This is a genomic window from Pseudoduganella sp. OTU4001 (genome assembly GCF_038440195.1).
Taxonomy (GTDB): domain Bacteria; phylum Pseudomonadota; class Gammaproteobacteria; order Burkholderiales; family Burkholderiaceae_D; genus Rugamonas.
This window is the reverse complement of record NZ_JASATG010000001.1, coordinates 119,616-131,507: the sequence shown is the minus strand read 5'-3', so window position 1 is coordinate 131,507 and position 11,892 is coordinate 119,616. Positions and strand designations below refer to the sequence as shown.

The 11,892-nt window shown below is 69.5% G+C and carries 11 protein-coding genes; 6 read left to right on the top strand and 5 right to left on the bottom strand.

Annotated elements, in window-relative coordinates:
- Positions 1 to 97 precede the first annotated feature (97 nt).
- Both AAHE99_RS00555 and AAHE99_RS00550 read left to right on the top strand, forming a co-directional pair.
- Complete coding sequence (locus AAHE99_RS00555; protein ID WP_342113877.1) at positions 98 to 1,459, top strand: MBL fold metallo-hydrolase; 1,362 nt, start codon at positions 98 to 100, stop codon at positions 1,457 to 1,459.
- 8 nt (positions 1,460 to 1,467) lie between these two features.
- Positions 1,468 to 2,496, top strand: a complete 1,029-nt coding sequence (locus tag AAHE99_RS00550; protein WP_342113314.1) for a sensor domain-containing diguanylate cyclase — start codon at positions 1,468 to 1,470, stop codon at positions 2,494 to 2,496.
- On the opposite strand, the gene dsbD is transcribed toward AAHE99_RS00550, so the two are convergent.
- The 5 genes from dsbD to mrtJ are packed head-to-tail and all read right to left on the bottom strand — an operon-like array spanning position 2,484 to position 8,564.
- Positions 2,484 to 4,226 carry a protein-disulfide reductase DsbD gene (gene dsbD, locus AAHE99_RS00545; protein ID WP_342113312.1) on the bottom strand — a complete coding sequence of 581 codons (1,743 nt, stop codon included), beginning with the start codon at positions 4,224 to 4,226 and terminating at the stop codon, positions 2,484 to 2,486. The genes AAHE99_RS00550 and dsbD overlap by 13 nt on opposite strands.
- A gap of 11 nt (positions 4,227 to 4,237) precedes the next feature.
- On the bottom strand, positions 4,238 to 5,383 hold the full coding sequence (locus tag AAHE99_RS00540) for a DUF3570 domain-containing protein (protein WP_342113311.1): 1,146 nt from the start codon (positions 5,381 to 5,383) through the stop codon (positions 4,238 to 4,240).
- 11 nt (positions 5,384 to 5,394) lie between these two features.
- Positions 5,395 to 5,613 carry a DUF4266 domain-containing protein gene (locus AAHE99_RS00535; RefSeq protein WP_342113309.1) on the bottom strand — a complete coding sequence of 73 codons (219 nt, stop codon included), beginning with the start codon at positions 5,611 to 5,613 and terminating at the stop codon, positions 5,395 to 5,397.
- Positions 5,610 to 8,201, bottom strand: a complete 2,592-nt coding sequence (locus tag AAHE99_RS00530) for a choice-of-anchor D domain-containing protein (RefSeq protein WP_342113307.1) — start codon at positions 8,199 to 8,201, stop codon at positions 5,610 to 5,612. Before AAHE99_RS00530 ends, AAHE99_RS00535 begins: the two co-directional genes overlap by 4 nt.
- Positions 8,202 to 8,228: 27 nt before the next feature.
- On the bottom strand, positions 8,229 to 8,564 hold the full coding sequence (gene mrtJ, locus AAHE99_RS00525; protein ID WP_342113305.1) for a JDVT-CTERM system glutamic-type intramembrane protease MrtJ: 336 nt from the start codon (positions 8,562 to 8,564) through the stop codon (positions 8,229 to 8,231).
- Positions 8,565 to 8,735: 171 nt separating this feature from the next.
- Between mrtJ and AAHE99_RS00520 the strand changes: the two genes are divergently transcribed.
- From AAHE99_RS00520 to AAHE99_RS00505, 4 genes are read left to right on the top strand one after another with little or no spacing between them, the layout of a single operon-like run.
- Positions 8,736 to 9,287, top strand: coding sequence for an RNA polymerase sigma factor (locus AAHE99_RS00520; RefSeq protein ID WP_342113303.1), 552 nt, complete (start codon positions 8,736 to 8,738; stop codon positions 9,285 to 9,287).
- The gene (locus AAHE99_RS00515) at positions 9,284 to 9,964 is read left to right on the top strand and encodes a zf-HC2 domain-containing protein (RefSeq protein WP_342113300.1); all 681 of its coding nucleotides are present in this window, start codon (positions 9,284 to 9,286) and stop codon (positions 9,962 to 9,964) included. The genes AAHE99_RS00520 and AAHE99_RS00515 overlap by 4 nt, the downstream gene beginning before the upstream one ends.
- The gene (locus AAHE99_RS00510) at positions 9,961 to 11,217 is read left to right on the top strand and encodes a S8 family peptidase (RefSeq protein WP_342113299.1); all 1,257 of its coding nucleotides are present in this window, start codon (positions 9,961 to 9,963) and stop codon (positions 11,215 to 11,217) included. The genes AAHE99_RS00515 and AAHE99_RS00510 overlap by 4 nt, the downstream gene beginning before the upstream one ends.
- The gene (locus AAHE99_RS00505) at positions 11,178 to 11,891 is read left to right on the top strand and encodes a TorF family putative porin (RefSeq protein WP_342113297.1); all 714 of its coding nucleotides are present in this window, start codon (positions 11,178 to 11,180) and stop codon (positions 11,889 to 11,891) included. Before AAHE99_RS00510 ends, AAHE99_RS00505 begins: the two co-directional genes overlap by 40 nt.
- The last annotated feature ends 1 nt before the right edge of the window (position 11,892 follow it).

The window sequence follows — 11,892 nt, the reverse complement described above, 5'->3', positions numbered from 1 at the left end:
AGCATCCAGATAAGTATTCGAAGGCCCCGATTCTACACAAGACTCTTTGATCTGGATCAAATGATTTACGCGCCGGCTTGGATATGCTGCAAATATGCTGACACTAAAGTTCCTCGGCGCCACTGGCACCGTCACCGGCTCCAAATACCTGCTGCGTCACGGCGACGACCAGGTACTGGTCGATTGCGGCCTGTTCCAGGGCTATAAGCAGCTGCGGCTGCGCAATTGGGACGCGTTTCCGGTACTGCCGGCGGCCATCCGCAGCGTGGTGCTGACGCACGCCCACCTGGACCACAGCGGTTTCCTGCCTGTCCTGGTCGGCGCGGGTTTCCGGGGGCCGGTGTACTGCACCGAAGCGACGCGCGACCTGTCCCACATCCTGTTGCCTGACAGTGGCCGTTTGCTGGAGGAAGAGGCACTGTATGCAAACCGCCACAACTTTTCAAAGCATAAGCCGGCGTTGCCCCTGTATTCGGAAGCGGACGCCCTGCGCGCGCTGGAGCACCTGGTAGTGGTGCCGGTGGGCCACGAGTTTTCGCCGGCGCCGGGCATGACGGCACGGCTGCAGCTGGCCGGGCATATCCTGGGTGCCGCATCGGTGTCGCTGCGCTGCGGCGGGCGCACCATCCTGTTCTCGGGCGACCTGGGGCGGCCACATGATCCGATCATGCGGCCGCCAACGCCGCTTGGCGCGTGCGACTACCTGGTGGTGGAGTCGACCTACGGCGACCGCCGCCACGAACCGGCCGACCCGCGCGGCCAGTTGGCCGCTGTCATCAGCAAGACTGCGGCGCGCGGCGGGGTGACGGTGATCCCGTCCTTCGCAGTGGGCCGGGCGCAGGAGTTGTTGCACGAAATCGGCCAGCTGAAGCGGGCCGGGGCGATTCCGGCTGCGCTGCCGGTCTATCTGAACAGCCCGATGGCAGTCGATGCAACGCGGCTCTACATCAAGCACCATGAACAGCACCGGCTCGACGAGCGCGCTTGCCGCGAGCTGGGGCAGGTGGCCCATATCGTGAACAGTGTGGAGGAGTCCATGGCGCTGAACCGGCGCCAGACGCCGATGGTGATCATCGCTGCCAGCGGCATGGCGACCGGTGGGCGCGTGTTGCACCATTTGAAGGCCTTTGCCGGCGATGCGCGCAATACCATCCTGTTCGCCGGCTTCCAGGCCGCCGGCACGCGCGGTGCGCGGCTGCTGGCGGGGGAGACTTCGGTCAAGATCCACGGCGAGTATTACCCGGTGCGGGCGCGGGTGGAGATGATCGGCAACCTGTCGGCCCATGCCGACGGCGACGAGACCATGGATTGGCTGTCGCATGCGCCGGCGGCCCCGCGCCAGGTCTTTGTGACCCACGGCGAGCCGGCTGCCGCGGACGCGCTGCGCCGGCGCATTTCCGAACAGTTGGGATGGCCGTGCCGGGTGCCGGAGTATCTCGAAGAAGTTGTGCTGGAGTAGGGGATGACGTGGCCGGCCTGCTTGAAATTTCGCTTGCAGTCCTGTGCGGCGCCTTTCTGGCCGCCGCGCTGACGGCTTGGCTGACCTTTCGCCATGTGGCGCGCATTTCAAGGCTGCTACGCCTGCGCGCGCACAAGGAGGCGTCGCGCGAGCACCTGGTCGCCAAGGTGTTCGATGCCACGTCGGAAGGCATCCTGGTGGTGGACCGCAATATGCGTATCGTCGAAGCCAATCGGGCCTTTAGCGCCATGAGCGGCTATGCGCGCAGCGAGCTATTGGGCCAGCATCCGCGCATCATGCAGTCGGGGAAGCAGGACGCGGAGTTCTACCAGGCCATGTGGCAAGGCCTGCTGGGCAGCGGGCATTGGCAGGGCAAGGTGTGGGACAAGCGCCGCGACGGTTCGCTGTTCGCGGCGCACCTGACCCTGAGCGCGGTGCGCGACGGGCAGGGCAGGGTGCAGCAATACTTTGGCTTATTCACCGACATTACGGAAGAATGCGCGCGGCAGGAAGAGATCGAGCAGCTGGCCTTTTTCGATCCTCTCACGCGCCTGCCGAACCGGCGCCTGATGGAGGACCGGCTGCAGCAGGCGCTGGCCTTTGCCACACGCACTGAAAAGCTGGTCGCAGTGTGCCTGATGGACCTGGATGGCTTCAAGCTGGTCAACGATACCTTTGGCCACGAGGCGGGCGATGCAGTGCTGGTGGAGGTGGCCGGGCGCCTGCAGCAGGTGGTGCGGGCCAACGACACAGTGGCGCGGCTGGGCGGGGACGAGTTCGTGCTGCTGCTGGCGGGCCTGGGCGACGTCGGCGAGGCGCAGGAAATCGTCGAACGTACGCTGGCAACCGTGCGGGCGCCGGTGCGGGTGGCGGACGACCAGCCGGCGCTGGTGTCGGCCAGCATTGGCCTGGCCATTTTCCCTTACGATGCACAGCTGGCCGAAGACCTGCTGCGGCGCAGCGATGCCGCCATGTATGCCGCCAAACGCCAGGGCCGCAACCGCTGCAAGCGCGCCCAGGCCCGTCACGGCAGCTGAAGGCGGCGTAGGAAGGCATCGGGCGCCAGGTAGCCGATCACGCGTGCCGCCGGGACTTCCTTGCCGCTGGCGTCGAACATGATGATGCCGGGTGGGCCAAACAGGCTGAATCGTTTCATCAGGGCGCGGTCCTCGCCGCTGTTGGCGGTGACGTCCGCTTGCAGCAGGTGCATGCCCTGCATGGCGGCCTGCACCCGTGCATCGCTGAAGGTCAGGCGTTCCATCTCCTTGCAGGCGACGCACCAGTCGGCGTAGAAGTCGAGCATGACCGGCTTGGTGGCGCCGGCCAGCGCGCGTTCAAGTTCGGCCACGCTGCGGATGCGCGTGAAGCGCGGCTCGGCGGCCGCTTCGCCGCCGCGCAGGTGGGCCAGCGGCTGCAGCACGTCGCGGCCGGAACTGGCGGCTCCCACCAGTTCGAACAAGCCGGCCAGCAGCATCAGCATTCCCAGCGCCTTGCCGGCGTAGGCGCCGATGCCGGCGTTTTCGGGCAGCGCTTCGCCGATGCGCAGGAAGGCTGCGCACAGGATGGCCAAGGCGCCCCACAGCGCCATGGCTGCGGCGGCCGGCAGCACCGGGCTGACCATCCAGATCGCCACTGCGAGCAGCAGCAGGCCGAATACCTTCTTCACATGGTTCATCCAGGCGCCGGCGCGCGGCAGCAGGCTGCCTGCCGAAAGGCCGGTCAGCAGCAGCGGCACGCTCATGCCGCACGCCATGGCGAACAGGGCTCCGGCGCCGGCCAGGGCGTTGCCGGTCTGGCTGATGTACAGCAGCGCCCCGGCCAGCGGACCGGCCACGCAGGGACCGACGATGAGGGCCGACAGCGCGCCCATGCCGAAGACTGCGGCCAGGCGGCCGCCGGACAGCCTGCCGCTGGCGCTGCTGAGGCGGGTCTGCAGGGCGCCAGGCAGCTGCAGCTGGTAGACGTCGAACATGGAAAGCGCCAGCGCCACCAGCAGGGCGCCGAAGGCCAGCAGCACGCCGGGCTTTTGCAGCGCCCCCGCCAGCCCTTCGCCCGCCAGCCCGGCAGCCACGCCCAGCCCCGTATAGACCAGGGCCATGCCCAGGCTGTAGGCCGCTGCCAGCAGCAAACCGCGCTTGCGTGTTACCTGTGCTTCGCCCACGATGATCGACGACAGGATCGGCACCATGGGCAGCACGCAGGGCGTGAACGACAGCAGCAGTCCGAATACCAGGAAGGCGGCGCCGATGCGCCAGGCGCTGCCGCTGCCCAGGGTGCGCTGCGCCAGCGAGGTGTCGTCTTCGGCGGTGCTGGCGGCACCGGTTGCGGCGTCGGGCAAGGCCTGCAGTTCGCCAGGCCGGTCCGGGTCGATGCGGTAGCGCCGCTCCAGCGGCGGGTAGCACAAGCCGGCGTCGGCGCAGCCCTGGTAGGACACGCTCAGGGTGGCCGGCGCTTGCCCTTGCCAGGGCAGCTGCAATGCCAGCTCACCGGCATAGGTCTCCATCTCCTTGCCAAAGTTTTCATCGAACTTGCGCTGGCCGCGCGGCAGCCGCAGGGGCAGGGCCGCGCCATCGCTGCGCACCGAAATGCGTTCGCGGTACAGGTGGTAGCCGGGGGCGATGGTCCAGCGCAGAGCCAGCTGGCGCTGCGCATCGAGCTGCGCGTGCAGCACAAAGGCCTGCTCCGGCGCCAGGAAATCGTCCGCCATGGCCGGGGCGAATACGGCGGCCAGCAGCAGCGCCGCCAGCCAATGAACCAGGTGCTTCATTACTGTTCTCCTTACCACTGGCGGGTGACGCCGAATTGCAGGTTGACGGCGCGCATCGGCGCCAGGCCCGGACTGCCGCTGCCAAACAGGCGCCATGCGCTGCGCTGCTGGTAGCGTTCCAGCCGCACGTCCACGGCCCAATCGCGGTTGACCTGTTTCGCCACCTTGAGCGACAGGGCGGCCGCACCGAACGCCGCCAGCCGCTGGTCGGCGGAACTGGCGCGGCCGCTGCCGAACACGTAGCCAGTTGGGAAGGGCGCGCCAAGCAGGCTGTCATAGACCGGATCGAAGTAGAAGTTGGCGGCGCGCTGCGTGTACAGGCGGATGCCCGGTGTGAGGCTCCAGCCGCCGGCCAGGCCCTGCACCCATTCCGCGCCCAGGGTATGCGCGCGGATGCCAAAGCTGTCGCGGTAGAAGCGGTAGCTCAGGCGGCTGGTCGCGCCCTGCGCGGCGTAGCGGTGGTTCCACTGCAGCAGGGCGGTATCCAGGCGCCGCTGGCCGGGCCGTTCGTCGGCCAGCTTGTACGGATCGGAGTAGTAGCCGTGGCCCCGGCTGTGCGTCAGGGTGAACTGGGCCACGTCGAGCGGCGTCAGCACGCGCGTCGCGCCGGCCAGTACGCTCACAGTCTGGCGCCCGGCGCCTTGCACGATCCGGTTGACGGGGTTGATGCTGTCGTCGGACCCGCCCACGCCGAAACTCCAGGTGGTGTTTTTGTCTTCGCTGGCCAGCGTTGCCTGCAGCGACAAGGCGCGCGACACGTAGTCGTGCTCGGTCGAATAGGCCGCCGATGCGCTGAGCGTGCCGCGCGACAGGTAACGCGTGACCGTGATGTCCCCCGCCTTGCGCAGATCCTTCATGCGCGAGGCGCCGGAGACCGCGGTGTGGTAGCGCGGCGAGGCGCCCGACACATCGTCCACCGTGGCGCTGGCGCCCAGCGACCAATCGCCGGCCACCGGCGCCAGCACCGAGACCGCCGGCGCATGCACGCGCACGCGGTCGAGGCCCGGCTGGTCCTCCTTGTAGTACAGGTATTTGAAGCCGATGCTGGCGCGTTCCGGCGGCGTTTCGGCATGCACGGCGCCGACTCCGGGCAGCAGCATGGCGGCCGCCAGCAAGGCCTGGCCGGCGGTGGCGCCGTTCTGTGGTTTGCTATCCATGGTCTTCCTCGTCAGTTGCAGCCGCAGCCGCCGCCGCCCACGGCCGCGCCGCCGGATGCAGCTTCCTTGCTGGTATAAATGTGTTCGTTGAAGCGCGTCTCCAGCAAGTCGCCCTGCAGCAGCATGTCGGCGCGCGCCAGTTCGCCTTTCTGCCAAGGCTGCACGGGTTGCAAGCCGCCGCAACCCGCCAGCATGGCGGCCAGCGCAAGCCAGGCCAGGCGCGGCTTCATTGGCGTGCCCCCAGCGCAGCCTTGATGCGCGCTTCCAGGGCGCTGCGGTCGGCCGCACGGAAGCCGCTATGCTGGTACAGCACCTTGCCGTCCGGTCCGATCAGCATGCTGCTGGGCATGCCCTTGATGCCGTAATCGCGTGGCGCCGTCCCGTTCGGGTCGAAGGCGACCACAAAGCCGGCCGGGGTCGCGGCCAGGAAGCTGCGCGCGTCGTCGGTTCTGGCGTCGACGTTGATGCCGACCACCTGCAGTCCCTGGGCGCCATAGCGTGCCTGCATTTCGTTCATCCATGGGAAGGATTGGCGGCACGGGCCGCACCAGGAAGCCCAGAAGTCCAGGTACACCAGTTTGCCGTGGTACTGCTCCAGTTTGACGCTGCCGGCCGGCCCGTCGAGCGAGAAGGCCGGCGCAGGCTGGCCAGGTTCCAGCGCCAGTGCCTGGCCGGCCGCCGCCAGCGCGGCGGCAGCGGCCAGCAGGCGCGCCTGGCGGCGGCGCCACAGCAGCACGCCGGCAGCCAGGAAGGCCAGCACGGCCAGCATCGGATCGCTGCCGCCCTGGATCGACGAGCAGCCCCCGCCGCCGCGGTTTTGCGGCGTGCCATTGCCTGTGCCGGGTACGGTGCTGGCGGCGGTGCCCTGGCCGCTCAAGGCAATGGTCCAGCTGGCGCCGCTGGCTTGCAGGGTGGCGCTGCCGCTGGCGCTGCCGATCGCAGTCGGCGTGAAGCGCACCGGCAGTTCGCAGGAGGCGCCCGGCGCCAGCGTCAGTGGGAAGGCGCTACAGGCTCCGGTTTCGCTGGCGACGGCAAACGGCCCGCTGAACGCCAGGCTGTCCAGCACCAGGATGGCGGCGCCACTGTTGGTCAGGGTGAAGCGCTTGACGATGCCGCTGCCGCCGGCGCTGCTGCCGCCGAAGTCGAAGGCTTGCGGCGACAGCGTCAGGCTTGGTGCTGCGGATGGCACGGCACTGGCGTTGCCTTGCAGGCGCACGCTCAGCTGGGCGCCGCCATCGGTTACCAGTTGCAGCTCGGCGCTGCGGGCGCCGGCGGCGGTCGGTTTGAAGCTGGCGTCGATGGTGCAGCTGGCGCCAGGACTCAGCATGGCATTGGCGGCGCAACTGCCGGCCAGCGCAAAGTCGGCGGGATGGCTGCCGCCCAGCACCAGGGAGCTTATCTTCAGGGCCGCGCTGCCGCTGTTGGTCAGCGTGTTGCGCTGGAGTGCCGATTGCTGGCCGACCTGGGTATCGGCGAACGCCACCGGGCCGTTATCGCTCAGCACCGGGCGTGCTGCCGCGGCGCTGGTGCCGGAGCCCGACACCGCGACCTGCAGCTCCGGCGCATTGGAGCGCACCAGCAAGGTGGCGGCGGCGTCGCCGGCTGCCGTGGGCGCGAACGCCAGCGGCACCGTGCAGCTGGCGCCCAGCGCCAGGCTGCTGCCGCAGTTGCCGCCGCTGCCGATGCTGATGCTGGCCGCGCCGCTGACGGTGATGCTGCCGATGGCCAGCGCCACATTGCCCCGGTTGCTCAGCGTGACTTGCTGCGTCGCCGCCGTGCCGACGGTCTGCGCGCCGAAGGCGACCACACTGGGGCTGGCGGCGATGGCCGGCGCCGCCGCACTGGCGCTGCCCGACAAGCCGACCGCCGCACTGCCGTTGCTGGCATTGGAAACCAGGTCCAGGCTGGCGGCAAAAGCCCCGGCGCCAGCCGGCTGCGCGGTGACCACCACGCTGCAGCTGGCGCCCACTGCCAGCGCCGCAGCGCTGGAACAGGTGCCGCCCAGCGTGAAGAGGCCCGCCTGCGCCCCGCTGACGCGGATGGCGGAGAAGGCCAGCGGGGCCTGCCCGCTATTGGTCAGCGTCAGGGTGCGCTGCGTCGTGGCGCCGGCCAGCACGGTGCCGAAGTCCAGCGCCGTGGCCGACATGGCCAGCGTGCCCTGGGCCATGGCGTTGCCGCTGCCGGACAAGGTGACGCTGCTGGCGCCGCCGGTGGCATTGTGGCTGATCGACAGGGCGCCGCTGCGGGCGCCGGCTGCGGCGGGCCGGAACACCAGCTGCACCGTGCAGCTGGCGCCCGCTGCCAGCGTGCCGCCGGCGGCGCAGCTGCCGCCGGTGACGCGGAAGTCAGCGCCATGGCTGCCGCCGACGGCGATGCTGCCGAGATTCAGGGTGGCCGAACCGCTGTTGGACAGCGTGGTCGCCAGCGCCGCGCTATCCTGGCCGACGGTGGCCCCGCCAAACGACAGGCTGGCCGGCGCCACCGCCGCCGCCGGGGCGGCACTGACGTTGGGGTTGCCGATGAAGGCCGCCAGGTCGGCGATCTCCGACGCGGTGAATTTTCCGTTGAAGAGGGAGCCCATGCCGCCGCGGTTGGCGGCGAAGGCATTGCTGATGACGTTGGGCGCGTTGGCAGCGGCCAGGATGCCGTTGACGTTATTGGCCGGCGACGGCCCGTGGCAGGCGGCGCAGCTGGTGCCGCCCGCGACCGGTCCGTTCAGGTACAGCGACTTGCCGTTCAGGGCGTCGGCCGCCTGTGCGGAGGGCAGGGCTTGCGCCAGGCCCAGGGCCAGCCAGGCCCACAGTGGTGGATGTTTCATCGATACTCCCGTTGGTCGGTAAATGGTTCAGGCACACATCGACAATGCCCAGCCGTTGCACGCCGCGTGCAGCGCGGCGCACAGCTGCCAGCTGCGCCAGCGCTGGTAAGCCAGGCCGAACGCCAGCCCGGGCCCGAACACCAGCGCCGCCGCCTGCGCGCCGGAACCCAGGTGCAGTGCGCTGAAGGCGGCGGCGCTGGCCAGGACGGCGGTCGCGGCGCTGCTGCGCGGCAGCAGCCAGGCCTGCAGGCCGGCACGCACCACCCATTCCTCCAGCAGGGGCGCCAGCAGCAGCAGGCGCAGCACTGCCGCCAGGTCCGGCGCCAGCAGGGTCGGCGTGCAGAGGGTGGATGGGGTAAACACGGTTACTGAGCAATCTGTCAATGTTGTTACTGTCAATACCGGCGCACCGCAAAATGGTTCACAATCGGGACGGGAAAATATTTTTCGCATTTCCTTGAACCTTTCCGCGCCGGCCCGGTATTTACCGGCAAACGAGGAGAACAATGGATGCGGTCTGGCAGGAGGGCGGGTGTGACGGGCGAGTCGGATGACGGTGAACTGGTACGGCGGGTAGGGGGCGGCGATCGCCTGGCCTTCCAGGCCCTGTACCGCGCCTACTTCCCGCGCCTGGCCCGTTTCCTCGACCGTATGACGCGCAACGTGCCGCTGCTGGAAGAAATCGTCAACGACACCATGCTGGTGGTGTGGCAGAAGGCCGCCAGCTACGACGGCAGCAGCAAGGTGTCGACCTGGATCTTCGGCATCGCCTACCGCCAGGCGCTGAAAGCGCTGCGCGGGCTGGACGAGCCGGTGGAGGAGGTGGCGGAAGCGGCCGGCGAGGAATGGCGGGAACCGGAACATGCGCTGGCGGCGCTGCAGCTGCAGCGCGGCGTGGGCCGCGCGCTGGATGCCTTGCCGCTGGAGCAGCGCCTGGTGGTGTGCCTGACCTACTACCACGGCATGGCGTACCCGGAGATCGCCGAAACCCTGGGCTGCCCGGTGAACACGGTGAAGACGCGCATGTTCCACGCGCGGCTGCGGCTGAAGGACATGTTGTCCGACCATTTGGAAGAAATACGATGAACACGCAAGACCCACCGAACGTTGCGGAGCACCAGGACATGCAGTTGCTGCTGCCCTGGTATGCCGCCGGCTCGCTGGCGGATGCCGAGGCGCAGCGCGTGCAGCAGCACTTGCGCGATTGCCCGGCATGCCGCGCCGAGCTGGCATGGCAGCGCCGCCTGATCGAAGCGGCCGCCCCTTTGCCCGCTGGACTGGACCAGGAACGCGCACTGGCGCGCCTGATGCCGCAGCTGGAGCCGGCGCCGCCCCCTTTGGCCCAGCCTGTCGCCAAACCATCCCCCGCAGTACGGTCGCCGTTCCGTTTCGCCAGTGCCTTGCCGGACTGGCTGCGCGGAAACGGGGACTGGAGGGGCTGGGCCATCCCGTTGCAGGCCGCGGTGATCGTGGTGCTGGCAGTGCAGCTGCTGCCAGGCGGCGCACCGCAAAATTACCAGGCACTGGGCAGCGCGCCCGCTGCCGTGCCGGATGTGCTGGTGGTGTTCCGCGCCGGCGCCAGCGTGCAGGACATGCAGCGCCTGCTGCAAGGCTCGGGTGCGCAGCTGGTGGGCGGACCCACCGCGACCGGCGCCTGGCTGCTGGACGTGGAGCCGGAGCGGCGCGCGGCCGTGCTGCAAGCCCTGCGCGCCGATCCCGCCGTAGAACTGGCCGAAGCGCTGGCGGCGGAGGGCGCGCCGTGAGGCGCTGGGCCAGCTGGCTGGCACTGTGCTGGATGCTGTGCGGGCTGGCCGCGGCCAGCCCGGCGCCGCCCGATCCAGCCCCGGCCGCTGCCAGCGGTCCCGAAATCCTCGTCATGCTGCACCTGCCCGCGCCGCATTTGCGTGCCGACGGCTACAGCGGCGCCGGCTACCGCGACGACGCCGGCCGCCAAGCGCGCCAGCGCATCGCGGCGGCCCTGGCGCGAGAGCACGGTATGCGGCTGCTGGAAGACTGGCCGATGCCGGCCCTGAACGTCGATTGCTACCGCATGCGCCTGGCCGCCGGCCAGGACGCGGCGGCCGTCATTGCAGCCCTGGCGCGCGACCGGCGTGTGGCGTGGGCGCAGGCGATCCAGGAATTCACTTTGCAGTCCGGGACCGGCCCGGCGGGCGACCCGCTGTACCGCGTGCAGCCGGCCGCCGCGCCATGGCAGCTGCTGCAGCTGCGCAAGACCGTCACCGGGCGCAAGGTGCTGGTGGCCGTGGTCGACAGCGGCGTGGACGCCAGCCATCCCGACCTGGCCGGCCAGGTGGCGCTGCAGGAGAACTTCGTCGACGGCCAGTCCTATGTGGCCGAGGAGCATGGCACGGCGGTGGCGGGCGTGATTGCAGCGCGCGCCGACAACGGCATCGGCATCGCCGGGGTGGCGCCGGAAGCGCGCCTGATGGCCCTGCGCGCCTGCTGGCAAGTGGATGGCGCCACGCGCTGCAACAGCTTTACGCTGGCCAAGGCGCTCAACTATGCCTTGCAGCACCATGCCCAGGTCATCAACCTCAGCCTGTCCGGCCCGCAGGACCGCCTGCTGCAGCAGCTGGTGGCTGCGGCGCAGGCGCGTGGCATCCGGGTGGTGGGCGCCATCGACCCGCAGCGCAGCGATGGCGGCTTCCCGGCCAATAGCCCCGGCGTGTTCGCGGTGGCGGCGGACGACGCACCGGCTGCCGCTGGCCTGGCCCTGCTGGCGCCGGGGCGCGATATCCCAACCACCATGCCCGGCGCGCGCTGGGGCCTGGTGTCCGGTTCTTCCTATGCCGCAGCCCACATCACGGGCATGCTGGCCCTGCTCGGCCAGCTCAAGCCGCAACTGGCTGGCGCACAGCTGCGCGAAGGGATTGTGCGCAGTAGCGGCCGCGCACCGTTGACGGGGGTGGATCTTTGCGCCACCATCATGCGCATCACCGGCAAATGTTCCTGCGCATGTCCCAATCCCACCGACAACCTGGCCCGTACGCCCTGACCGGCCTGGCTTGCCTGTTCCTATGCACGGCGCAGGCACAGGTGAGCGGCAGCGCCGGCCTGGTGTCGGATCATATGTACCGCGGCATGTCGCTCAGTTCCGGCAAGCCGGCGGCACGTTTGTCGCTCGATATCGATGACGCCAGCGGCTGGTTCGCGGGCGGCCAGGTGGTCAGCGGCCAGCTGGCGATGCAATCGCACCGCACGGCGCAGTGGCTGGGGTATGCCGGCTATGCGCGGCGCCTGGAATCGGGCCTGTCATGGGAAGCCGGCATCTCGGCATACGCCTTCCACGGCGTGCCGGGCTGGAATTTCCGCGAAGTGTTCGCCGGCCTGTCGTTCGACAATTACTCGGCGCGCCTGCACTATGCTCCCGACTACCTCGGTTTCCGCGAACGCACGCTGTATGCCGAACTCAATGGCGGCGGCGCGCTGACGCAGGACTGGCGCTACTTCTGGCGCGCCGGCTATCTGTCGGCGCCGGGCAATGCCGACAGCAGCCGCGCCGAAGGGCGCCTGGGCATCGGCACTTCGCTGGCTGGATGGCAAGTGCAGCTGTCGATCGAGGCGGCGCGCCTGCGCGGACGCGGCGGATACGACGCCTACGGCCGGCCGCTGGCGGTTTCGGGCCAGGTGCGCGGCAAGACGGTGCTGGGCGTGGCGCGCGGCTTCTGAA

Coding starts and splice junctions, on each gene's coding strand:
- AAHE99_RS00515 (WP_342113300.1), top strand. CDS start 9,284: ATGAACACGCAAGACCCACCGAACGTTGCGGAGCACCAGGACATGCAG.
- AAHE99_RS00505 (WP_342113297.1), top strand. CDS start 11,178: ATGTCCCAATCCCACCGACAACCTGGCCCGTACGCCCTGACCGGCCTG.
- dsbD (WP_342113312.1), bottom strand. CDS start 4,226: ATGAAGCACCTGGTTCATTGGCTGGCGGCGCTGCTGCTGGCCGCCGTA.
- AAHE99_RS00540 (WP_342113311.1), bottom strand. CDS start 5,383: ATGGATAGCAAACCACAGAACGGCGCCACCGCCGGCCAGGCCTTGCTG.
- AAHE99_RS00530 (WP_342113307.1), bottom strand. CDS start 8,201: ATGAAACATCCACCACTGTGGGCCTGGCTGGCCCTGGGCCTGGCGCAA.
- AAHE99_RS00535 (WP_342113309.1), bottom strand. CDS start 5,613: ATGAAGCCGCGCCTGGCCTGGCTTGCGCTGGCCGCCATGCTGGCGGGT.